This is a genomic window from Streptomyces sp. NBC_00390 (genome assembly GCF_036057275.1).
Classification (GTDB): Bacteria; Actinomycetota; Actinomycetes; order Streptomycetales; family Streptomycetaceae; genus Streptomyces.
This window is the reverse complement of sequence record NZ_CP107945.1, coordinates 7023348-7044911: the sequence shown is the minus strand read 5'-3', so window position 1 is coordinate 7044911 and position 21564 is coordinate 7023348. Positions and strand designations below refer to the sequence as shown.

17 protein-coding genes and 1 pseudogene are annotated in these 21564 nt (G+C 71.7%); 4 read left to right on the top strand and 14 right to left on the bottom strand.

The window, feature by feature from the left end:
- Positions 1-518: 518 nt before the first annotated feature.
- Positions 519-1691: an ROK family transcriptional regulator gene (locus OHS70_RS31265; protein ID WP_328402928.1), complete on the bottom strand. Its 1173-nt coding sequence runs from the start codon at positions 1689-1691 to the stop codon at positions 519-521.
- 91 nt (positions 1692-1782) lie between these two features.
- On the opposite strand from OHS70_RS31265, the gene OHS70_RS31260 reads away from it, so the two are divergent.
- The gene (locus OHS70_RS31260) at positions 1783-2997 is read left to right on the top strand and encodes an MFS transporter (RefSeq protein ID WP_328402926.1); all 1215 of its coding nucleotides are present in this window, start codon (positions 1783-1785) and stop codon (positions 2995-2997) included.
- Here the strand turns inward: OHS70_RS31260 and OHS70_RS31255 are convergent.
- Together OHS70_RS31255 and OHS70_RS31250 are read right to left on the bottom strand one after the other, a co-directional pair.
- Positions 2957-3415: an acyl-CoA thioesterase gene (locus tag OHS70_RS31255; protein WP_328402924.1), complete on the bottom strand. Its 459-nt coding sequence runs from the start codon at positions 3413-3415 to the stop codon at positions 2957-2959. The two genes, OHS70_RS31260 and OHS70_RS31255, sit on opposite strands and share 41 nt — an antisense overlap.
- Positions 3416-3667: 252 nt before the next feature.
- Entirely contained in the window at positions 3668-4837 is a 1170-nt protein-coding gene (locus OHS70_RS31250; RefSeq protein WP_443062680.1) for a glycoside hydrolase family 6 protein, read from the bottom strand.
- 104 nt (positions 4838-4941) lie between these two features.
- On the opposite strand from OHS70_RS31250, the gene OHS70_RS31245 reads away from it, so the two are divergent.
- Positions 4942-5646, top strand: a complete 705-nt coding sequence (locus OHS70_RS31245) for a DUF5995 family protein (RefSeq protein ID WP_328402922.1) — start codon at positions 4942-4944, stop codon at positions 5644-5646.
- Between the two features lie 187 nt (positions 5647-5833).
- On the opposite strand, the gene OHS70_RS31240 is transcribed toward OHS70_RS31245, so the two are convergent.
- The 7 genes from OHS70_RS31240 to OHS70_RS31210 all read right to left on the bottom strand — a co-directional run bounded on the left by OHS70_RS31240 (position 5834) and on the right by OHS70_RS31210 (position 14432).
- Positions 5834-7528 (bottom strand): flavin monoamine oxidase family protein, encoded by a 1695-nt coding sequence (locus OHS70_RS31240; RefSeq protein ID WP_328402920.1) that lies wholly within the window; start codon positions 7526-7528, stop codon positions 5834-5836.
- Positions 7529-7586: 58 nt separating this feature from the next.
- Entirely contained in the window at positions 7587-8381 is a 795-nt protein-coding gene (locus OHS70_RS31235; RefSeq protein WP_328402918.1) for a carbon-nitrogen hydrolase family protein, read from the bottom strand.
- A gap of 267 nt (positions 8382-8648) precedes the next feature.
- Entirely contained in the window at positions 8649-9104 is a 456-nt protein-coding gene (locus tag OHS70_RS31230; RefSeq protein WP_328402916.1) for an Lrp/AsnC family transcriptional regulator, read from the bottom strand.
- 10 nt (positions 9105-9114) lie between these two features.
- Positions 9115-10581: an amino acid permease gene (locus OHS70_RS31225; RefSeq protein ID WP_328402914.1), complete on the bottom strand. Its 1467-nt coding sequence runs from the start codon at positions 10579-10581 to the stop codon at positions 9115-9117.
- Between the two features lie 256 nt (positions 10582-10837).
- Entirely contained in the window at positions 10838-11206 is a 369-nt protein-coding gene (locus tag OHS70_RS31220) for a DUF742 domain-containing protein (RefSeq protein WP_328402912.1), read from the bottom strand.
- Positions 11207-11236: 30 nt separating this feature from the next.
- Positions 11237-11689, bottom strand: a complete 453-nt coding sequence (locus OHS70_RS31215) for a roadblock/LC7 domain-containing protein (protein ID WP_328402910.1) — start codon at positions 11687-11689, stop codon at positions 11237-11239.
- Positions 11682-14432 (bottom strand): sensor histidine kinase, encoded by a 2751-nt coding sequence (locus OHS70_RS31210; RefSeq protein WP_328402908.1) that lies wholly within the window; start codon positions 14430-14432, stop codon positions 11682-11684. The genes OHS70_RS31215 and OHS70_RS31210 overlap by 8 nt, the downstream gene beginning before the upstream one ends.
- A gap of 179 nt (positions 14433-14611) precedes the next feature.
- Here OHS70_RS31210 and OHS70_RS31205 point away from each other — a divergent pair, with 179 nt between their 5' ends.
- Positions 14612-15031 carry an ATP-binding protein gene (locus OHS70_RS31205; protein WP_328402906.1) on the top strand — a complete coding sequence of 140 codons (420 nt, stop codon included), beginning with the start codon at positions 14612-14614 and terminating at the stop codon, positions 15029-15031.
- A 256-nt stretch (positions 15032-15287) separates the two neighbouring features.
- Here OHS70_RS31205 and OHS70_RS31200 read toward each other — a convergent pair whose 3' ends face one another.
- From OHS70_RS31200 to rpe, 4 genes are all read right to left on the bottom strand, one after another.
- Complete coding sequence (locus tag OHS70_RS31200) at positions 15288-16163, bottom strand: RNA polymerase sigma factor SigF (RefSeq protein WP_328402904.1); 876 nt, start codon at positions 16161-16163, stop codon at positions 15288-15290.
- A 146-nt stretch (positions 16164-16309) separates the two neighbouring features.
- Positions 16310-17752, bottom strand: coding sequence for a GuaB1 family IMP dehydrogenase-related protein (locus tag OHS70_RS31195; RefSeq protein ID WP_328402902.1), 1443 nt, complete (start codon positions 17750-17752; stop codon positions 16310-16312).
- A 225-nt stretch (positions 17753-17977) separates the two neighbouring features.
- On the bottom strand, positions 17978-19021 hold the full coding sequence (locus OHS70_RS31190; protein ID WP_443062679.1) for a sugar-binding transcriptional regulator: 1044 nt from the start codon (positions 19019-19021) through the stop codon (positions 17978-17980).
- A 93-nt stretch (positions 19022-19114) separates the two neighbouring features.
- Complete coding sequence (gene rpe / locus OHS70_RS31185) at positions 19115-19801, bottom strand: ribulose-phosphate 3-epimerase (RefSeq protein ID WP_328402900.1); 687 nt, start codon at positions 19799-19801, stop codon at positions 19115-19117.
- A 267-nt stretch (positions 19802-20068) separates the two neighbouring features.
- Between rpe and OHS70_RS31180 the strand changes: the two are divergent.
- Positions 20069-21441: pseudogene (locus OHS70_RS31180) on the top strand (S41 family peptidase).
- The last annotated feature ends 123 nt before the right edge of the window (positions 21442-21564 follow it).

Genomic DNA, 21564 nt, shown 5'->3' with positions numbered 1-21564 from the left:
TTCACGCGGTCGGCGTCGGGCCGCTCCGGGACGGTGCCCTTCGGCGGGCGGCGCCGGGGTGACGCCCCGGACCTCGCCCGGTCCGGGAGCGTGGCGTCGGGACGCGCCGGGGGTCGTATCCGGGACTGCTTTCCCGGGACCTGACCCGCTCAAGACCTACGACGCCTTACGTCCCGGACACGGCCCCTGCGCGTCCCCGGCCGGGGCGTACGTCCCGGGCCCGCCCGGATCGTGCCACGGTCCGGCGCCCGCCGGCAGGGGTCCCGGATGCCGCACCACGGGAACTTCTACGCGCTCGGAGCGAAGAGGTCCTTCTGGGCCGTCTCGCGGGCAATCAGCAACGCGCCGCTGAGAACCGCCGAGCCGCCCAGCGCCCCCGCTCAAGACCTACGACGCCTTACGTCCCGGACACGACCCCTGCGCGTCCCCGGCCGGGGCGTACGTCCCGGGCCCGCCCGGATCGTGCCACGGTCCGGCGCCCGCCGGCAGGGGTCCCGGATGCCGCACCACGGGAACTTCTACGCGCTCGGAGCGAAGAGGTCCTTCTGGGCCGTCTCGCGGGCAATCAGCAACGCGCCGCTGAGAACCGCCGAGCCGCCCAGCGCCCCCGCTCTCACCTCCGTACGCAGCGGCGAGAGTGCGGCCAGGCGTGCCTCCACCCGCCTCGCCAGTTCCGTGCCGCCCGCGTGCCCCACTTCTCCCCCGAGAACGACGCAGCCCGGATCGAGCACCGCGGCGACCGCCGCCGCCCCGAGGGCCAGCCGGTCGGCGAGTGCCGTCAGGAAGTCCTCACGGCCGTCGGCGACTGCGGACGCGACGACGTCCGCCGCCACGGGCTCCCGCGCCCCCGACGGCACACCGACCCCGTACTGCGCGGCCAGCGCGCAGATCGCCGCCGATCCGGCAAGCGAGTGGAATCCCCCGTCGCAGTCGACGGCCGACGGCACCCCCGCTGTGCCCGGCACGGGAAGGAAGCCGATCTCGCCCGCACCGCCCGAAGCCCCCCGGCGCAGCTGCCCGTCCAGGACGAGCCCGGCGCCCACCCCGGCACCCAGCCACAGGAACGCGAAGGTGTCCCGGTCACGCGCTGCCCCCAGGCGCTGCTCGGCGACGGCCGCCAGGTTGGTCTCGTTCTCGACGACGACCCGCGCCGGCAGCCGGTCCTGCAGCACGGCGACCAGGCTGCGGTGCCAGGCGGGCAGCCCGGAGGTGTTGCGCAGCTCGCCGCCGGCCGGGTCGATCAGGCCGGGGGCGCCGACACCGACACTGTGCAGCCGCTCCGCGCCCGCATCCCGCACCGCGCGTTCGAGCAGCGCCGCGGCGCTCTCCACGGCGGGCTCGGTGCCGGTGTCGCTGCCGATGGGCATGGTGGCTTCGGCGAGCGTCGTCCCGAGCAGATCGGCGACGACGACGGTCACGCTCCGGGTCCGTACGTCGAGCGCCGCCAGATGCGCGCGGTCGGCGACGATCCCGTACAGCCGGGCGTTGGGCCCGCGCCGCTCCGAGCCCGACTCCCCGACGACCCGGACGAGCCCGGAGGCCTGGAGCCGTTCCACCAGGTCGGCGACGGTGGGCCGGGACAGGCCGGTCATGGTCTTGAGCTGGCCTGCCGTCAACGGGCCCTCCTGCTGGAGGAGTTCGAGGGCGAGCCGGTCGTTGATGACCCGGGCGGTACTCGGGGATGCGGGCATGGCCGAATCCTTCCAGACGAGCGTCCGCCGCTATCTATCAGGCAGGGTTCCTGATAGTTTAACCCCGGATTCTCAGGGGAGGGACATACGCATGGCTCACGAACCGATCGTCGGCCTTCGGCAGTTGAAGCGCGCCCGCATCGCAGTGGCCGCGGTCTTCTGTGTGCACGGGGCCGTCACCGGAAGCTTTGCCACCCGCATTCCCTGGATCCAGGATCATGTGGGAGCAAGCGCCGGGCAGCTCGGCCTCGCCCTCGCCTTCCCCGCACTCGGCGCCTCCGTGGCGATGCCGCTGGCCGGGGCGATCAGTCACCGGTTCGGCGCGCGCACCGCGCTGCGGGGGCTGCTGGCCCTGTGGACCCTGTCCCTCATCCTGCCGTCCTTCGCCCCGAACCTGCTCACGCTGTGCGCCGCACTCTTCCTCTTCGGCGCGACCGCGGGCATGTCGGACGTGGCGATGAACGCGCTGGGCGTCGAGATCGAGAACCGTCTCGACCGCTCGATCATGTCCTCACTGCACGGCATGTGGAGCGCGGGCGCCCTCGTCGGTTCTGCGGGCGGGACACTCGCCGCCCATCTGGGCAGTGATGCCCGGCTGCACCACGCACTCGCCGCGCTCACCCTGACCGTGCTCGGGCTGATCGCCTGCCAGGGCGTCCTGGACCTGCAGAGCACACCCGACCAGGAGGCGCCGCCGCGCTTCACGCTGCCGCCCAGGTCTGCGCTGGTCATCGGCGCCGTCGGGTTCTGCGCCGTGTTCGCGGAGGGCGCGAGCCTGGACTGGTCGGCGGTCTATCTGCGCGACATCCTCGGCACCTCCCCGGGCATCGCGGCCGCGTCGACCACGGCCTTCGCACTGACCATGGCGGTGGCCCGGCTCGCGGGCGACCGGATCGTGGACCGCTTCGGCCCGGTGCGCACGGTACGGGTGGGCGGTGTGATGGCGACGGCGGGCGGACTGCTCGTGGTCGCGGCCCGGCATCCGGCGGTCGCGATGCTGGGCTTCGCCCTCATCGGGCTGGGTGTCGCCGTCGTCGTCCCGCTCGCCTTCGCGGCCGCCGGGCGCAGCGGCCCCCACCCGAGCCAGGCGATCGCCGGTGTCGCCACCATCACCTACACCTCCGGCCTGATCGCCCCCTCGGCGATCGGGGCGGTGGCCGACGCGACCAGCCTGGTGGTCTCGTTCGCCCTGGTGACGGCGCTCGCCTGCGGCCTCGTGGCCGGTGCGGGGGTGCTGCGTACGGCGGGGCGGGAGAGCGCGAAGGTCAGTCCTGCGGACGCAGCAGTCCCCGACCCGCGTCCCTGAACGCCTCGCTCCACGGGGCGGGGCGCAGGGTGCCCGGGTCCAGCCGGACCAGGACCCGTGCGCCTTGCGCATAGGTGACGGCGCCGTCCGCCGAGCAGAAGCGGAAGCCGTACGTCAGCCCGGTGCGGCCGAGCCGGTCCAGCCAGAGGTGCACCGCGTACTCCCCTGTGCGGTTCACGGGGAGCTCATAGCCGATCCGCAGCTCCCGTACCGCGTTGCAGGCGTCGCCTGCCGCGGCCCAGTCGCCCTCGAAGCTGAAGCCGCGCTCCTGCCAGTGCGTCACCCAGGCCCGCTCGACCATCAGCGGGTAGCGGGCGTTGTGCAGCAGGCCGAGTGCGTCGAGGTCGTCGAAGTGGACGACCACGGGAACGAGGACGCCGTACTCGACGGCGGGGACGGACGGGGCGCGGGTGGTCACGGTCGGGGCTCCTGAGGGCGCTGGCTGAAAGATGCCGGCGTCAAGCAGTCGGCCGGAACCATCCTAAGCAGTCGCTCAGGTACCCCGTTCGGGCGGGCTCGTCCGGTCGGCGATCGGACTGTCCGCTCCGCCCGCCCCCGGTCCAGGCCACCGCGGGTGTCATCAGCGGCGTCGGCGGCGTCGGCCTCCGGCCCCTCGCCGTACGACAGCGGCGACGGGGGCAGCCGGTCGGGCCACGAGCAGCGGTAGCGGTCAGCCCGTCGCCAACTCGTAGGCGTACTCCGGGGTGAAGGACCCGGCGCCGCCCTTGCAGCCGTCCGACTCCCCCGGCAGCTTGACCCACAGATAGGCGTCGATGTCCGCCTCGCCGGTGTCGGTGGTCGGCGCGCGGCCGATCGCCCGCCCGTCCGGGTCGCACCACTGCCCGGCCTGCGGCGCACCGTTGCCGTTGCGGCTGGTGTCGATGACAGCTCCGAGGCCCGGCCGGCCACCGAGCGCCGCCAGCACCCGGCGCGCGTAGGCCACCTCCTCGGCGGTGCCGTGGAAGTTGGAGACATTGGTGAAGATGCCGTCGCCGCTGGTGCCCGCCTCGGCCGAGCGCAGCGCCGCGGCCTGCTCGGCCACCGGATGCCAGCCGGAGTGCCCCGCGTCGAAGTAGACCTTGGCGCGCGGGTTGGCCGCCTTCAGCGTCCGCGCGGCGCGTCCGAGGGTGGCGAAGCGTGCCGACCGCTGACCGGCGGACAGGCAGTCGGCCTGGGCGATCGAGTCGGGTTCGAGGATCACGAGGACCGGCTTGTCGCCGAGGCCGGCCGCGAACTCGCCGATCCAGCGGTCGTACGCGCCGAGGTCCGGGGCGCCCCCCTCGGAGGCTCCCCCGCAGTCCCGGTCCGGTATCGCATAGGCCACCAGGACGGCCGTGCGGTTCGCCGCCGCGGCCGCCGACGTCACCGAGCGCACCTTGCCCGTGACGGTGCCGGGGTCGTACTCGGTGAACCAGACGGCACTGGGCTGTGCCGCGATCCGCGCCTCTATCACGCTCCGCCTCGGGTCGCTGCGGTGCGCGCGGACCCAGTCGAGCGCCTGTGACCCGGGGTGCCGGTACAGGGCGGCAGCGGCGGTGCGGGTGCGGACGGGTCCGGGGGCGGCGGACCGGGACGGCTCGGGCGCCCGGCTCGGCGAGGCGCTGGGCTTGGGCGGGGTGGGCGTCGGGGACGGCCGGACGGGCAGCGGGGCGGGGGCCGTGGCCTTGGTGACCGATGGGGCCGCCCGCTTGGTCCCGCCGTCCCGCGACGTCTGCGACAGCACACCGGCCGCCGCCGCGGCCGCGACCACGGCCGATGCGGCCGCCACCATCGCCCGACGGCGCGCGGCGCGCCGTCCGGCAGTGCGCTCGGCACGGCGTTGAGTACGGACGCCTGACACGATCTCCCCCTCCAGGTGACACCGGCAGCCCCGTCGTTCCCCCGTTCTGGGGAAGCCCCGGCCGGGCACCACGGCCACGAGCCTATGGCTGGGACCCTTCGTTCATGGCGCAGATGGAGCATTTCGCTGTCCGGCCGGGCTTCGGCCCGGCCGCGGTCGGCTCGGTGATGGAGCGTATGTCCGCGTACGGCTCCGCCTGGCCGGCCGGCGACGGGCTCGCGGTGTTCAACCGGGTCTATCTGACCGTCACCGAAGAGATCGGCCGGCGTATCGACCGCGGCGGCTTCCCTGATCCGCAGGCCGCCGCCACCCTGAGCGTGCTCTTCGCCGAGCGCTATCTCACGGCCGTGGAAGCGGCCGCCGACGGTGTGCGTCCGCCCGCCTGCTGGCGGCCGCTGTTCCAGTACCGCCGCCATCCCGGCGTCCGGCCCCTGCAGTTCGCGCTTGCGGGGGTCAACGCCCATGTCGGCCATGACCTGGCACTCGCCGTGGTGGACACCTGCCGTGCCCTCGGCTGCGAACCGGCGGAGGTGGAGGACGAGTTCGACCGGGTCGGCGACATCCTCGAACTGCTCGAGGAACGTGTCCGCGAGGATCTGATGCCCGGCCCCGACCTGCTGCAGATCGCCGACCCGCTGACCCACCTGGCCGGATCATGGAGTCTGGAGCGGGCGCGTGACGGTGCCTGGACGGCGGCGCGGCTGCTGTGGCGGCTGCGCGATCTGCCGGAGCTGGCCGAGGAGTTCACCCAGCGGCTGGACGCCGGCGTCGGCCTGGTCGGCCGCTGCCTGCTCACACCCTGGCGCTGACCCCGGCTTCCGCCGGCCACAAGATGGTCGACGGGTTGAGCGCCGCCCGGGGCGGCCGGATCGCGGCCGTCCCCGGGCGGCAGGTCGGTCCGCCGGCGGGTGGGGATGCCTCCTGCGGCCGTCGGCCGCAGGAGGAGTGTCGGCGGAAGTCCCCGGGCGGCACCCGCCCTCGGGCGCCGCCGGCGGGTCAGTCCTCGGGCAGCTCGACCGGCGCGATCTCGTCGTAGAGGTCGCCGGGGCCCGGGTTGGTGGGGTCGGTGGCTCCGCCGAACTGGTGCATCACGCCCCACACGGCGTTCAGCGCGGTCTGCACGGCTCCCTCGGCCCAGCCCGCCGTCCACGAGATGTCGTCGCCGGCCAGGAAGATGCCGCGCTTGTCCTCGGGGAGACGGTCCTGCATGAAGTGCGTGAACAGGCGGCGCTGGTAGCGGTAGTGACCGGGCAGGTTCGCCTTGAACGCGCCCATGAAGTACGGCTCGTTCTCCCACGACACCGTGACCGGGTTGCCGATGATGTGGCTGCGGATGTCGACGTTCGGGTAGATCTCGCCGAGCGACTTCAGCATGACCTCCATCCGCTCGTTCGCGGACAGCGGCAGCCACTTGAGGCTGTCGTCGCACCAGGTGTACGAGAGGCAGATGACGGCGGGCTTGTCCGGCCCGTTGTCGAGCAGGTACGTGCCGCGGGTCATCCGGTCGGTGAGGGTCATCGACATCGTGTCGCGGCCGGTGATCTCGTCCTTGTCGAGCCAGAACGGACGGTCGACCGGGACGAACAGCTTGGAGGACTCCATGTAGTGGGTGCGCTCCATCGCCGTCCAGTGGTCGATGGGGAAGAGCGAGTCGTCACACGCGATCTTGGACAGCAGCATCCAGGACTGCGCGGTGAAGATCGCCGCCTGGTAGGTGCGGATGTCGCCGGAGGCGTCGGTGACGGTGATCCGGTTGCCCGCGGTGCGGTGGAGGCGGGTCACGGCCGGCTTCGGGTCGCCGTCGTGCAGCGAGCTCAGCGACGTACCGAGGGGCCAGTGGACGATCTTGGCCGGCTCGCGGTCCCACAGGCGCAGCGGCAGCTGCTGGCTGCCCTCGACGATGCCGCGGTGGTGGTCGTCGGCCTCGGAGTAGACGACCCGCAGGATCTCCAGGATGGAGTTGGGGAAGTCGGTGTCCCAGCCTCCGGTGCCGAAGCCGACCTGGCCGAAGATCTCTCGGTGCCGGAAGGACTTGAAGGCCTCGGAGTCGCAGAGGAAGCCGTAGAACGTCTGGTTGTCGAGCTTCTCGACCAGCTTGGCCCAGATCTCCCGGATGCGCGGGACGTCGCGCTCACGCATGGCGCGGTTCATGTCGGAGAAGTCCGCGCCCTCCTCCAGACAGGCGTTCCAGGCGTCCATCACATCGCGGTAGACCTGCGGCAGGTCGTCGATGGTCTCGGCGTAGTGCGACTCGCCCTTGAGGTCCACGACCGTCGACGGGGTGCACGGGGCGAGCGGGTTGGGGAACGGCTGCGTGGTCAGGCCCACCAGGTCGATGTAGTGCTGCAGCGCCGTCGAGGAGGGCGGGAAGCGCATGGCGCCCATCTCGGCGGAGAGCTCAGGGTCGCAGCCGTCGAAGCCGACGGTGCGCAGCCGGCCGCCGATCTTGTCCGCCTCGTAGACGACCGGCTTGAGGCCCATCTTCATCAGCTCGTACGCGGCGACGATGCCGGAGAGGCCGCCGCCGATGACCGCGACCTCCGTGCCGTGCTCGGTCGCCGGTATCTGGCCGATGCCCGCGGGGTGGGCCAGATAGTCGTCGTACGCGTACGGGAAGTCCGGGCCGAACATGGTGATGGGCGGCTGCGCGTCGCTGTGCTGGACGGCGGTGGTGGGCACCGTGGACGTCATGGGGTACGGACTCCTTGCACGGAAGGGTGAAGCAGCGGGGCGGGGGGTCGGGAAGGCGTCAGGCGAGGGAGCCGTAGAGGCCGGGGCGCCGGTCGCGCAGATAGGGGTTGGTCTCCCGCGAGGCGCTGAGCAGCACGGGGTCGACCTCGCCGAACACCAGCTCCTCGCCGTGGCCGGCGCGGGTACGGACGGTTCCGTCGGGGCTTGCGAGGCAGCTGAGTCCGACGAACTCGAACTCGCCCTCGGGGCCTGTCCTGTTGACGTACGCGATGTACATCTGGCTCTCGAAGGCCCGGACGGGGACGACCGAGGTGGCCACGAACTGGAAGGGGTGCATCTGCGCGGTGGGCACCAGCAGCAGATCCGTGCCGGCCAGGGCGTGCGCCCTGACGTTCTCCGGGAACTCCACGTCGTAGCAGATCAGCAGGCCGACCCGGATGCCGTCGAGGTCCGCCTGCACCACAGGCTGGTCGCCGGGCGTGAACCACTCCTGTTCGAAGCAGCCGAAGAGATGGGTCTTGCGGTAGTTCGCGAGCCGGTCGCCGTTCGCCGAGATCAGCTGGGAGGAGTTGTGGATCAGCTCGCCGTTGCGCTCGGGGTAGCCGTAGAGGACCGCGAGGCCGTGGCGCACGGCGATCTCCGCGACGCTCACGGCGCAGGCGCCGTCGGCGGGCTCGGCCAGTCGGGGCACGTCGTCCCCGATCGCGTACCCGGTCAGGAACATCTCGGGGCACACCAGCAGCCCGGCACCGGCGGCGGCCGCGCGGCCCGCGGCCTCGTCCAGCACCTTCAGGTTCTCGGCGACCGAGCCCGGCCGGCCGGAACTCTGGAGCAGGGCGGTGCGCAGGGGCATGGGATGACCTCGGGCGATAGGGCAGGTGAAGGGGAGACGTCTAAAAAGGTACGTTCCGCCCTTCCGCCGGGACAAGACGCGAGCGTTGCGCGCTGGTGCGCGATCTGTTGCGCAATCGGAGGCGCCGGCGGTGATTCGTTGCGCACCCGGTTGCCGACGGGCGGCCATGTGACGGCGGTCACCTCCCGGGCGTCTGTACCGGCGGCCCGGTCCGCGGACGCGGCGCGACGGACCGGCTCGGCCGCCGCGGGCCCCTCGCCTCGGCGTCTACGTCGGCGCGCCCGACGTGAAGCGCCGCAGCAACGGGGAGAGCACGAGCACCGATTTGGTGCGCTCGACGAACGGCTCGCCCGCGATCCGCTCCAGCACCCGCTCGAAGTGGCGCATGTCGGCGGCGAAGACCTGGACGATCGCGTCCGCCTCACCGGTGACGGTGGAGGCGGACGCGACCTCGGGATACCGCTCAAGACCGCGCTGGATGGTCTCGGGCGAGGTGTTGCTGCGTGCGTAGATCTCGATGAAGCCCTCGGTCTCCCAGCCGAGCGCGGCCGGGTCGACCCGGACCGTGAAGCCGGTGATGGCCCCCTCGGCCCGCAGCCTGTCCACGCGCCGCTTCACGGCGGGCGCGGACAGGCCGACCAGTGAGCCGATGTCGGCATAGGAACGACGGGCGTCCTCGGCGAGGGCGTGGACGATGCGTTCGTCGAGATCGTTCAGTCGCACAGGAGGCGGATCACTTCTCTGCTGAGGCCAGTCGGGAACGGCGCAGGCCGTAGACGAAGTAGAACACGAGGCCCGCGGCCATCCAGCCACCGAAGACCATCCACGTGGCGGGCGGCAGGCTCCACATCATGTAGGCGCAGAAACCGAAGCCCAGGATCGGGGTGAGGGGGAACAGCATCACCCGGAAGGTGCGGTTCATCTCCGGCCGCTTGTAGCGCAGGATGACGACGGCCACATTGACCAGGGCGAACGCGAAGAGCGTGCCGATGCTGGTGGCGTTGGCCAGTTCACCCAGCGGGATGAAGGCGGCGAGGATGCCGCAGAACAGCGACACGATCACGGTGTTGGCGCGCGGCGCTCCGGTGCGCGGGTTCACCCGGGCGAACACCTTCGGCACCAGGCCGTCACGGGACATCGCGAACAGGATGCGGGTCTGGCCGTACAGCACGGCGAAGACGACGCTGGCGATGGCGACGACCGCGCCCGCGGCGAGCACCACGCCCCAGAAGCTCTGGCCCGTGACGTCCTTCATGATCTGGGCGAGCGCGGCCTCGGTGCCCTCGAAGTTCTCCCACGGCATCGCGCCCACGGCGACCAGTGCCACGAGGCAGTAGAGCACGGTGACGATCAGCAGTGACAGCATGATCGCGCGCGGCAGGTCCCGCTTGGGGTTCCTGGCCTCCTCGCCGGCGGTGGAGGCGGCGTCGAAGCCGATGTACGAGAAGAACAGGGTGGCCGCGGCGGCGCTGATCCCGGTGACGCCGAGCGGAGCCAGCGGGGCGTAGTTGCCCGCCTTGATGCCCAGGAAACCGATGCCGATGAAGAGCAGCAGCGTCACGATCTTCACGACGACCATGATCGTGTTGACGCGGGCGCTCTCCTTCGCGCCGCCCATCAGGAAGACCATGGCCAGCAGCACCACGACGAGCGCGGGGAGGTTGATGAAGCCGCCCTCGCCGAGCGGCGCGGCGACGGCCTCGGGGATGGTGACGCCGATGGTCCCGGCAAGCAGTTCGTCGAGGTACTCGCCCCAGCCGACGGCGACGGCCGCGACCGAGACGCCGTACTCCAGCACCAGGCACCAGCCGCAGATCCAGGCGACGAGTTCGCCCATCGTGGCGTACGAGTAGGAGTACGAGGAGCCGGAGACCGGGATGGATCCTGCCAGCTCGGCGTAGGACAGCGCCGAGAAGAGCGCGGTCAGGCCGGCGATCACGAACGAGATCGCCACGGCCGGGCCGGCGAGCGGGGTGGCCTCGCCGAGCACGACGAAGATGCCGGTGCCCAGTGTGGCGCCGATGCTGATCATGGTCAGCTGCCACATCGAGAGCGAACGGCGCAGTGCGCCGCCCTCGCCCTGACCGCCTTCGGACACCAGCTGCTCGACCGGCTTGCGCCGCATGAGCCTGGTGGCGAGACCCTGGGCCTTCAGAGGCGGAGGCTCGGTCGCGGGCGGGGCTGCGCCGTGATCCAGCACGTGGGGGCTCCTTCATCGCTGCGGGTCGGCGAAGGTGACCTGAGGCGGCCCGCGGGCATGACGGGGAGCCCGTGCATGGGTGTGGGACCGCCGAGCAGACGACGGTCACCGTCACTCCTGGTTCGAGGCCCGAGCCTACGAGTCCGCCGCTCATGCCCGTAATGCATCGATGTTGCGCACCGGCGAACGATCATTGCGCGCTGAGGGGAGGCGCGGGGAAACATTGCGGCCCGATGCATGCCCGGGTCGGGCGGCGTCACAGCCTGCGCAGGGCGTGGACGATGTCGCGCAGCAGGTCGGGGTCCTCCAGACCGGTGCGCACGGCGGGTGCGGACACGGTGATCAGGCCGGCCTCGGCGAGGTCGGCCAGCAGTACGCGGACGACCGTGAGCGGCAGGTCCGCGTCGGCGGCGATCTCCGCGACGGGGCGCGGCGCGCGGCGAACGAGCTCCAGCAGCGAGCTGCGGGCGTGGTCGAGCCGTGACTCGGTGCCGTCGGCCACCGTCGCCGAGATCCTCGACATCAGATCGAACGAGTGCTCGGCGGCGGGCCGGGTCCGGCCCCGGGTGACGGTGTACGGCCGCACCATGGGGCCGGTCTCGTCCTCGTACCAGGTGTCGCTCACGGCCGCCCGTCCGGAAGTCTGCGTCGTCGGCTAGAGGTCTGCGTCGTCGGCCTGGCCGCCCGATCGCGCGGGTACGGCCATGTGCCGGCCCACCTTCGTGACCAGCAGGGACATCTCGTGGGCGAGCTGGCCGACGTCGGTTGCGAAGTCGGACAGCACGGCGAGCCTGCTGCCGTCGCCGGCCGGTGTGACGAAGAGATACGCGTCGTCGAGCATGACCATGGTCTGCCGCACGTCGCCCGCGCCGAACCGGGAACCCGCCTCGTTCGCAAGGCTGTGGAACCCGGCGCAGACGGCGGCCAGGTGGTCGATGTCCCTGCGAGGCATGCCGCGGGAGGCGCAGATCGCGAGGCCGTCCGCGGTGAGCAGCACGGCCTGGCGGACGTTCTCGGTCTTGGCCAGCAGCTCGTCCAGCAGCCAGCCGAGGTCCGGCTGGCTGTACGCCGGCGCGTCGGCGGATCTGTGCTCGGGTGCCTCAGGCATCGTCGTGCGTCCCTTCATCGGTGGTGCGAGGGCGTGGCGTGCTGCTCGCCGACGCCGGTCCTGCGGGTTCGCCCCTGCGGCCGCGGTCCAGCCCACGCTGGAACGACCCGAAGATGGAACGCATCTCGTCCGCGGACACCTCCCGTGCGGGCGCGGTCTCCGCCGCGGTGGGCGCGTCCCGCAGGGGCGCGGCCAGGGAGGCCTGCCGCACCCGTGTGGGCAACGCATGCGGCACCACCTCGCCGGCCGCCTCGACCGGGCCGGGCTCGGCAGGACCATCACCCCGGCCTCGCTCGGGCAGCTCGCCGGACTCGGCGCGGCGCTGCGGCAGTACATCGCCGTGGCCGCCGAACGCCTCCGCCGTGTCCCCCGTACCGCGCTCGGCCGGCCCATCGGACTCGCCGCGACCGCGCTGCGGCAGGGGACCGCCGTGTTCCCCCTGGTCACGCCCGGGCTGCCCGGCTACGCCACGACCACTGTGCGACGAGCCGTCGCCGCGGTCCGCGCCCCGACTGCGCTGTCGCTGCGGAAGCACACCGGCCGGCGCCTCGGCGGGGGCGGACGTGTCCTCACCATCGTGCTCGTCGAACGAGGCGCCCGCCTGCGTCCGCCGGCCCGCGTCATCCCGCGGCACCCCGGCACCCGGCCTGTCCGGGCCGCGTTCCCGGTCACGGCGGGGCAACACGTCCGTCTCACCGTGGCCGCGGTGGGGAAGCGGGCTCGCACCGTAGGAGCCTGCCTCGTGGGTGGGCCGCGCCGGCTCCTCCCCCGTCGTGCCCTCCGGCCGGTGGGCCCGCGCCCCCGCCGGGACGTCCGTCGGTACGACCGGGGCGAGGACCGCGCTGGGGAGCAGCACCACCGCCGTCGTGCCGCCGTACGGGGACCTCGTGAGCGTCACGCCGATGCCGTGCCGCTCCGCCAGCCGGCCCACGATGTACAGGCCCAGACGCTCGTCCTGCGCCGGGTCGAAGTCGCCGGGCCTGGCGAGCGTCCCGTGGGCTTCCTCCAGCTCGGTGTCGTCCATGCCGAGGCCACGGTCGTCGATCTCCAGGACGAAGCCGTTGCGGACCTCGCTCGTCCGCATGGTCACCTGGGTGTGCGGCGGGGAGAACGCCGCGGCGTTCTCGACGAGCTCGGCGATCAGGTGCACCACGTCCGCCACCGCCTGCGCGCTCACGCCCACCGAGGGCATGGGCGGCACGACGACCCGGGTGTAGTCCTCGATCTCGCCCACCGCGGCGCCGACGACGTCCACGACCGGCACCGGCTTGCGCCACCGGCGTCCCGGCGTGGCGCCGGCGAGGATGATCAGGCCCTCCGCGTGGCGGCGCATACGGGTCGTCAGGTGGTCGATGCGGAACAGGTCCTCCAGCGTGTCCGGATCGCTGGTACGCCGCTCCAGGGTGTCGACGAGCTTGGACTGGCGGTGCACCAGCGCCTGGTTGCGCCGGGCGATGTTGAGCAGCACGGCGAACACCCCGCGGCGCAGGGTCGCCTGCTTGACGGCCGCCTCGACAGCCGCGAGGCGTGCCGTGTTGAGGGCCTGGCCGACCTGGCCGATCTCGTCCAGGTCCTTGGCCTCGGCGCCGAAGTCGAGCGGCGGTGCCGCGGCCGCGGGGTCGATCCGCTCGCCTGCGGCGAGGCGTTCCATCACCTCGGGCAGCTGACGGCTGGCCAGTACGTCCGCGGCGTCGCGCAGTTCCTCCAGGCGCCGGGAGATCCGCCGGCCGCTCGTCATCGAGAACCAGATGGAGAGCCCGACCGCGATCAGCCCCACCCCGCCGACGACCGCGGCCTTGACCATCTCGTCGTAGGCGTAGGCCCGTCCGCGGTCCGCGGCGTTGAGCGCCGACTCGGTGCACAGGAGCATGTAGCGCTTGACCGCCCGGTCGGTGGTCGTACGCCAGGAGTCGGTGGCCATGGCCGCGCCCGCACCGGACGCTCCGGCCCGCAGCAGCGCGTCCTCGCCCGCCACGAGCGCCCGGTACTCGCCGGTGCGCTCGAAGTCGGTGAACAGTCTGCGGGAGTCGGCGGCCAGATCGGGGACATAGGTGCGGTGGAAGACCCGCCGGTCCTCGATGGTGGCGGTGAGGGTGTCGTACTGCCGGTCCGTGAGGCCTCCGGTGGCGCGGGCCCCCGCGACGAAGGCGTCCTCGCGGGAGACGAACTCGCGGACCCGCACCAGTTCCACGACGACCTGCGCTTCACGCGCGAGCTGGCCGGCCTGCAGCGCGGTGAGCGTGGACTGCACGTCGAAGGCCGGCTCGACGATCCCGGTGTAGGCCTCGATCGACCCGTCCCAGGTGATGTCTCTGGCCAGCACCCGCTCCCGCAGCCCGTCGAGGCGGTCGACGGCCGCTCCCATCGCGTCGACGGACTCCCGCTGACGGCCGGAGAGCTCGGATCGCCGCTCACCGTCGCCGATCGCGTCGCGCATCTCGGCGACGGTCCGGTCGGTGTTCCTTTGCTGCCGCATCAGCGCGGCGAGGGCGGCCTCGCTGCGGTTGCGTGCGGTGCCGAGATACTCCGCGGAGAGCCGGCGTTCGATCTGGATCTGGCCCACGGCGGTGTCGATGGGCGTACCGAAGCTCTCGTACACCCCCTGCAGTCTGACCAGGGCGCGGAGGTCGCCGGTGACGGAGACCATGGCGAAGCTCCACAGCATCAGGAGCGCGACGACCGGTATGACGGTGAGTGTCACGATCCGGCCGCGGATCGTGGGGCGGCGAAGTCGCCGTCGCATGGTCTCCCCTGAGCATGTCGAGCACGATGACGTAGTGGACCAACCGCGGTTAGTTACCCCTTGGTAGCGGCGTCAAGTTACGGGATTTCGGCACGTCGGCGCAATGGTTTCCTCCGGTAACGAAATCGTTGGGTTCCGCGCACCGATATCCGGGGGCCGACGGGGTAGGCGAGTCCTCGATGAACGCAGAACCGCACGTCGTGATCGAGGAGTCACGGCGTCACGACACAGGTGACGGATCAGGCAGCGCAGGCGCCCGGTCGGCCACCGCGGCGTTCCTGCTCCAGCACTGCCCCTGGGCGGATCCGGACGCGGTGCTCCTGGTCGTCTCCGAGCTGGTCGCCAACGCGGTACGGCACACCGCGGGCTGGTGGCGGCTGCATCTGACGGCGGGCGCGGACACCCTGGTCGTCGCGATGGAGGACTCCAGCCCGCAGCAGCCCGTCGCGCGCCGGCCGGACCTCGGCGGCGGCGGCGGCTTCGGCTGGCACATGGTGCAGAACCTGGCGGGGCGGGTGGAGGTCCGGCCCCTGCCGCACGGGAAGCGGGTGCAGGCGACCTGGATACGCAGCGCGGCGGGCGCCCCTTCCGGCTGCTGATCCACTCGGCATCCCCCGGCGCTCGGAAAGGCCGGCGGTCAGCAGACGCACCGCCCAGCGCCCAGCCGCACCACCAGAAGGTCCAGCCGCACCACCAGAAGGTCCAGCCGCACCACCAGAAGGTACGGACCACCAGAAGGTACGGATGCAGAGGCGGCGCCCTGGTCGGCCAGGACGCCGCCTCCTCCGTGGGGGGAATGGGTTCATGACGGGCGTTCCGGATGCGTCACCATCCGGGTCGCGGCCCGAGGCGCGGTCACTCCACCACGAGCAGTCCTTCTCGCAGCCGCCCGGTGATCCGCGTCAGCAGCCGCGAGACGTGCATCTGCGAGACCCCCAGCTCCTGGCCGATCTCGGACTGGGTCATCTCGTCGCCGAACCGCATCTGAAGGATCTTCCGGTCCCGGTCGTCCAGCTCCTCGATCAGCGGTTTGAGCGCCTGGACGTTCTCCGCGATCTCGAGGTCGGAGTCGGGCGCTCCGAGCCGGTCGGACAGCGGGGCCGCGGTGTGGTCGGAGGCGTCGTCCATCGGCATGTCGATCGAACCCGCGGTGTAGCCGTTGCTGGCCACCACGCCCTCGATGACCTCCTCCTCGTCGAGCCCGAGATGCCCGGCGAGTTCGGCGGTGGAGGGGGTGTGGTCGAGCCGCTGGGAGAGTTCGTCGACGGCCTTGGCCAGATCGATCCTCAACTCCTGGAGCCTGCGCGGCACATGGACGGCCCAGCTGGTGTCCCGGAAGAAGCGCTTGATCTCACCGACGATGTACGGGACGGCGAAAGTGGCGAACTCGACCTCGCGGCTGAGCTCGAAGCGGTCGATCGCCTTGATCAGACCGATCGTGCCGACCTGGACGATGTCCTCCATCTGCTCCGCACGGTTGCGGAACCGCCCGGCCGCGTACTTCACCAGTGCCAGATTGAGTTCGATCAGGGTGTTGCGTACGTACTGGTATTCGTGGGTTCCTTCGTCCAGCGAGTCGAGCCGCCGGAAGAAGACCTTCGAGATCTCCCGTGCGTCCTTCGGTGCAACCTCCCCCGGGTTCTCCACGTCCGGAAGGTCCAGCTCTGCCGCAATCGGGCGCTGTACTCCCACCTGCGTGAGTTCGGTCGGGACTGTGCTCGCCGTGGACACTTCGTCCTCCCCTGCTCCGTTGTCAGTGCGAAGGGGCGCCTACCCCGGCTTCCGCCGGGCATGCCTGCGAAGTTGGGCGGATCCAACACGCCGGCCTCCGGCCGCCGCGAAGAGGCGGCGACCGGAGGCCGGCGGAGCGGAGTCCGTCAACTCCAGCTGGCGTGCAACGGCTTGCCCTCGGCGTAACCGGCGGCGCTCTGGATGCCGACGACCGAGTTCTCGGCGAACTCCTCCAGCGAGCGGGCGCCCGCGTACGTGCAGGAGGAACGGAGACCGGCGATGATCGAGTCGATCAGGTCCTCGACGCCGGGGCGGTCCGGGTCGAGGAACATCCGCGAGTGGGAGATGCCTTCCTCGAACAGGGCCTTGCGGGCCCGGTCGTAGGACGACTCCTCGCTCGTGCGGTTGCGCACGGCGCGCGCGGAGGCCATGCCGAACGACTCCTTGTACAGCCGCCCGTCGGCGGTCTGCTGCAGGTCGCCAGGAGACTCGTACGTGCCGGCGAACCAGGAACCGACCATCACATTGGACGCGCCGGCGGCGAGGGCCATGGCGACGTCGCGCGGGTGGCGCACTCCGCCGTCCGCCCAGACGTGCTTGCCGAACTTCTTCGCCTCGGCGGCGCATTCGAGAACGGCGGAGAACTGGGGCCGGCCCACGCCGGTCATCATGCGGGTGGTGCACATGGCTCCGGGGCCCACACCGACCTTGATGATGTCCGCGCCGGCCTCGACGAGGTCGCGTACGCCCGCGGCGGCCACGATGTTGCCCGCGACGATCGGTACGTGCGGGTCGAGACCTCGCACCGCCTTCAGCGCGCTGATCATCGACTCCTGGTGGCCGTGCGCGGTGTCGACGACGAGGGTGTCGACGCCCGCATCGAGCAACTGCTTGGCCTTGCCCGCCACATCGCCGTTGATACCGACGGCGGCGGCGATGCGCAGCGTGCCCGCGGCGTCGACGGCCGGGGAGTACAGCGTCGCGCGCAGCGCGCCCTTGCGGGTGAGCACACCGGCGAGACGGCCTCCGGCGTCAACGGCGGGCGCGTAGCGGCGGTTGGCGGCGTCGAGCGTGTTGAAGGCCTCGCGCGGATCGATGTCCGCGTCGAGCAGCAGCAGGTCCCTGGACATGACCTCGGACAGCTGCGTGAAGCGGTCCACGCCCGCCAGGTCGACGTCGGTGACGATGCCGACGGGCCGCTGCTCGTCGTCCACGACGACGCCCGCGCCGTGCGCGCGCTTGGGCAGCAGGGACAGCGCGTCGGCCACGGTCTGGTGCGGGGTCAGGACGATCGGGGTGTCGAGCACCAGGTGGCGGCTCTTGACCCAGGTGATGACATCGGTGACGACCTCGATCGGGATGTCCTGGGGGATGACGACGAGGCCACCGCGGCGGGCGACCGTCTCGGCCATCCGACGGCCCGCGATGGCGGTCATGTTGGCGACGACCAGCGGGATGGTCGTGCCGGTGCCGTCGGGGGAGGAAAGGTCCACGTCCTGGCGGGAACCCACGGCCGAACGGCTCGGCACCATGAACACATCGTCGTACGTGAGGTCGTACGGCGGCTTCAGGTCATTGAGGAAACGCACGTGCTGAACATCCCAGTCGTTCGAGTTGGCCCCCGGGCATTTCAGCCGGGGGGAAAACGCACGTACTTCAGTGTCCCATGACAGGCGATCGTCCGGCCCCGGAGAAACCTCCAGCTCATGGCCGCCTCCACAAGCAGATCCTCCAAATCCGCCCGCGGCGGGAACGCGCGGGTCCCGGCCGCAGCGGCCGCCCGCCCCCTGTTCCCGGGGCCTTCCCGTGCCGGATCAGTCGTCGGGGTCGGCGCGCTCCAGCGCCGGGCGCGGTCCGGGGGCCGCCGTCAGCAGCTGGTCCGCCGCGGCGGTGTCCGTCACGAGGCTCGTGACCAGACCCGAACGCAGGACCGCTCCGATCGCCTCCGCCTTGCGCTGCCCGCCCGCGATCGCGACAACCTCGGGGATACGGCGCAGCCGGTCGGCCTCGACCGTGATGCACCGCTCCCCCAGGTCACGGCCGACTCGCCGGCCCTCGGTGTCGAAGAGATGCGCGGACATCTCGGCGGCGACGCCCAGAGACGCGTAGTGGGCGCGCTCCTCGTCGGTGAGCATGTCGTGCACGGTGGAGATACCCGGCTCCCACGAACCGATGGAGACGCAGGCGACGGTGACCTTGTCGAAGTACTCGAAGGCCCGGGCGATCCCCGTCTGGTTGCGCAGGGCTGCCGCGGTGGCCGGGTCGGGCAGCAGCATGGGGGCGTAGATGGGGTGCGCCTCGCCGCCGGAGACCTGCGCCGCCCGCCGTACCGCCTCGACCGAGCCGCGCTCGGCGGTGCCCGCGTCGTACACGCCCGTCAGCTGGACGACCGTGCAGGGCGGCAGCCGGTCCAGCGCGGCCGCCATGTGAATCGTGGAACGGCCCCAGGCGAGTCCCAGCACATCGCCCTCCGCCACCAGCTCGCCGAGCAGGTCAGCGGCCACCTCGCCCAGGTTCTCCGGGTCGGGGGACTCGTCCATGCCTTCCGCAGGGGTCTCGACGACGACCGCGTGGCGCAGCCCGTAGCGTGCGCGCAGGGCGTCGGAGCGCTCCGCGTCCAGCTCGGCGGGAACGCGGATCTCGATCCGTACCAGATCACGCTCGAGCGCCGTCTCCAGGACCCGGGCCACCTTGAAGCGGCTCACGCCGAACTCCTCGGCGATCTGGATCTTGGACTTGCCCTCGAGGTAGAAGCGGCGCGCCATGGCAGCCGCCTGAACCAGCTCGGCGGGTCCCATCCGCAGGGCTGGCCGTCCCGCCGACATTGCAGACACCGCGCTCTCCTCACTGCTGTACACACTCCGGATCCGCCATCCTGTCAGATCCGGTTGCTGTTGATCGGCCCTGATGGGCCAACATCGGTTGAACAAGCACAGCCGCCGAGCCGGGGCTCAGTGGCTGCACGCCCAGGCTGCCGAAGCGGTCGCCCGCGTCGCCTGGTCGCGCAGTGCCCGTACGGCCGCCGCCGGGTCCTGCGTGTTGTAGACCGCCGAGCCCGCGACGAAGACATCGGCGCCCGCTTCCCCGCACCGCTCGATGGTCGACGCGGACACTCCCCCGTCGACCTGGAGCCACAGCTCGAGGCCGTGCTTGGAGATCAGTTCCCGGGTGCGGCGGATCTTGGGGAGCATGATGTCCAGGAACGCCTGGCCCCCGAAGCCCGGCTCCACGGTCATGATCAGCAGCATGTCGAGCTCGGGAAGCAGGTCCTCGTACGGCTCGATGGGCGTGGCGGGCTTGAGCGCCATGGAGGCGCGGGCGCCCTTCGCCCTGATCTCGCGCGCGAGCCGGACGGGTGCGTCCGCGGCCTCGACATGGAAGGTGACCGATCCGGCCCCGGCCTCGACGTACTGGGGTGCCCAGCGATCGGGGTCCTCGATCATCAGGTGGCAGTCCAGCGGGGTGTCCGTCGCCTTGCTGAGCGACTCGACCACCGGCACGCCCAGCGTCAGGTTGGGCACGAAGTGGTTGTCCATCACGTCGACGTGCAGCCAGTCGGCGCCCTCGACGGCACTGGCCTCTTGCGCAAGGCGGGAGAAGTCGGCGGAGAGAATACTGGGGTTGATCTGTACGGCCATGGGCCAAGCCTGCCACGTCCGGCGGCTCTTCCCCTCCCCGAGACGGGCATCGGTACGGACCGGAGACCCCCGGGCCCGGCACAGGCCTCGCAATCCCGGCGATTCGGTCCGCCTGCCCGTGCCGCGGAAGGCGGGTTTTCCAGGGTGAGGGCGGGGGGCCTGCCCGACCCCGTACCCACCTGCGGGCCGGATGTCCTCGGCCCGCCCGCCCCGTGAGCCACCGGTTCACTCAGCCACTCAGGGGGCACGCCCATGCGCCGTACGGCCATCACCCGCACGACCGTCACCGCCGTCGCACTCGCGCTCGGAGCAACGCTCGTCACCGGCCCGGCGCCGGCGGCGGCGGCCGCGAAGGACGCACACGTCGAGGGGGTATGGCGCAGCGACGGTTACGGGGCTGTGTACGCGATCGACGAGGGGCGGCTGCGGGAGTTCCAGACCACGGCGGCAGGGTGTCTGCCGGGCGCCACGGCGCAGCGGACGGGCAGCGGTCGCCGGGCCTCGTACACCACCGAGGACGGTACGGTCCTGGACGTACGGCCCGGGAAGCTGCGCTTCGCCGGGTCCCCCGGGGAACGGGGGCTTCGCCGCCTTTCGGCACTGCCCGCCGAGTGCACACGGCCGGCGCCGAGCGGCCCGCTCGCCACGTTCGACGTCTTCCGGCAGACGTTCGAGGAGAACTATCCGTTCTTCGCCGCCAAGGGCATCGATCGGCATGCGGTCCGGGACCGCCACCGCCCCCGGATCAGCGGCCGCACCACCGACGAGGAACTGTTCGCCGTGCTGAGCGACATGGTCCGGCCGCTGTACGACGCGCATGTGCGCATCACCGCGGGCAAGGACCGGTTTTTCTTCGAGAAGCGCCCCGGCACCGAGATTCCCGGGCCCGAACTGGACCAGCGGGTCAAGGCGCACATCGAACGCCGCGACCTCGGCGGCCGCCCGCTCCAGGAGTTCGCCAACGGCCGGATCGGCCACGCGGACCTGCCCGACGGCCAGGGCTACCTGCGCGTCACGGGCTTCGGCGGCTACACGGACGCCGATCCCGAGACGTACGACGACTGCTCTGCGGCGCTGGACCGTGCCCTGGACGCGGTCTTCACACGCGAGCGCACGGCCCGGCTGAACGGCTTGATCATCGACCTGCGCATCAACGGCGGCGGATCGGACAGCCTGGGCCTCCGCCTCGCGGGGCGGCTGACGGACCGCACACACTTCGCCTACGCCAAGCGCGCCCGCAACCACCCGTCCGACCCGGCACGCTTCACGCGCTCCCAGCCCCAGTACGTCCACCCGCCCGAGGCCCGCGCTACACCGGTCCGGTCGCGGTCCTGACCGGAGGCTCCACGGTGAGTGCGGGTGAGACCGTCACTCAGGCCCTGATGGACCGCCCGGGCCGCACGGTCCGCATCGGAGCGCCCACCCAGGGTGCGTTCTCGGACATGATGCCCCGAGTACTGCCGAACGGCTGGCAGCTCATGCTCCCGAACGAGGAGTTCCGCACCCGGACGAGCCGCACCTTCGACGGCCCCGGCATCCCGCCGCACCTGACCGAACCGGTTTTCACGGACGAGGAGTTCGACCGCAACAGGGACTCGGCATTCGACCGCGCGGTGAGCGTACTGCGCCTCTCACGCTGAACGCTCGCGAGTGTCGTGCACCTGGGCCACTGGTCAACGTCATCGGACGCCCGCCATCATGGCGCAGACATGCCAATGACGCAGTTCGCCGGACGGATCGCACTCTGCGAGGGAACGGGTGGT

Coding starts and splice junctions, on each gene's coding strand:
- OHS70_RS31235 (WP_328402918.1), bottom strand. CDS start 8,381: ATGCCCCTGCGCACCGCCCTGCTCCAGAGTTCCGGCCGGCCGGGCTCG.
- OHS70_RS31245 (WP_328402922.1), top strand. CDS start 4,942: ATGGCGCAGATGGAGCATTTCGCTGTCCGGCCGGGCTTCGGCCCGGCC.
- OHS70_RS31265 (WP_328402928.1), bottom strand. CDS start 1,691: ATGCCCGCATCCCCGAGTACCGCCCGGGTCATCAACGACCGGCTCGCC.
- OHS70_RS31215 (WP_328402910.1), bottom strand. CDS start 11,689: ATGCCTGAGGCACCCGAGCACAGATCCGCCGACGCGCCGGCGTACAGC.
- OHS70_RS31210 (WP_328402908.1), bottom strand. CDS start 14,432: ATGCGACGGCGACTTCGCCGCCCCACGATCCGCGGCCGGATCGTGACA.
- OHS70_RS31240 (WP_328402920.1), bottom strand. CDS start 7,528: ATGACGTCCACGGTGCCCACCACCGCCGTCCAGCACAGCGACGCGCAG.
- OHS70_RS31205 (WP_328402906.1), top strand. CDS start 14,612: ATGAACGCAGAACCGCACGTCGTGATCGAGGAGTCACGGCGTCACGAC.
- OHS70_RS31260 (WP_328402926.1), top strand. CDS start 1,783: ATGGCTCACGAACCGATCGTCGGCCTTCGGCAGTTGAAGCGCGCCCGC.
- rpe (WP_328402900.1), bottom strand. CDS start 19,801: ATGGCCGTACAGATCAACCCCAGTATTCTCTCCGCCGACTTCTCCCGC.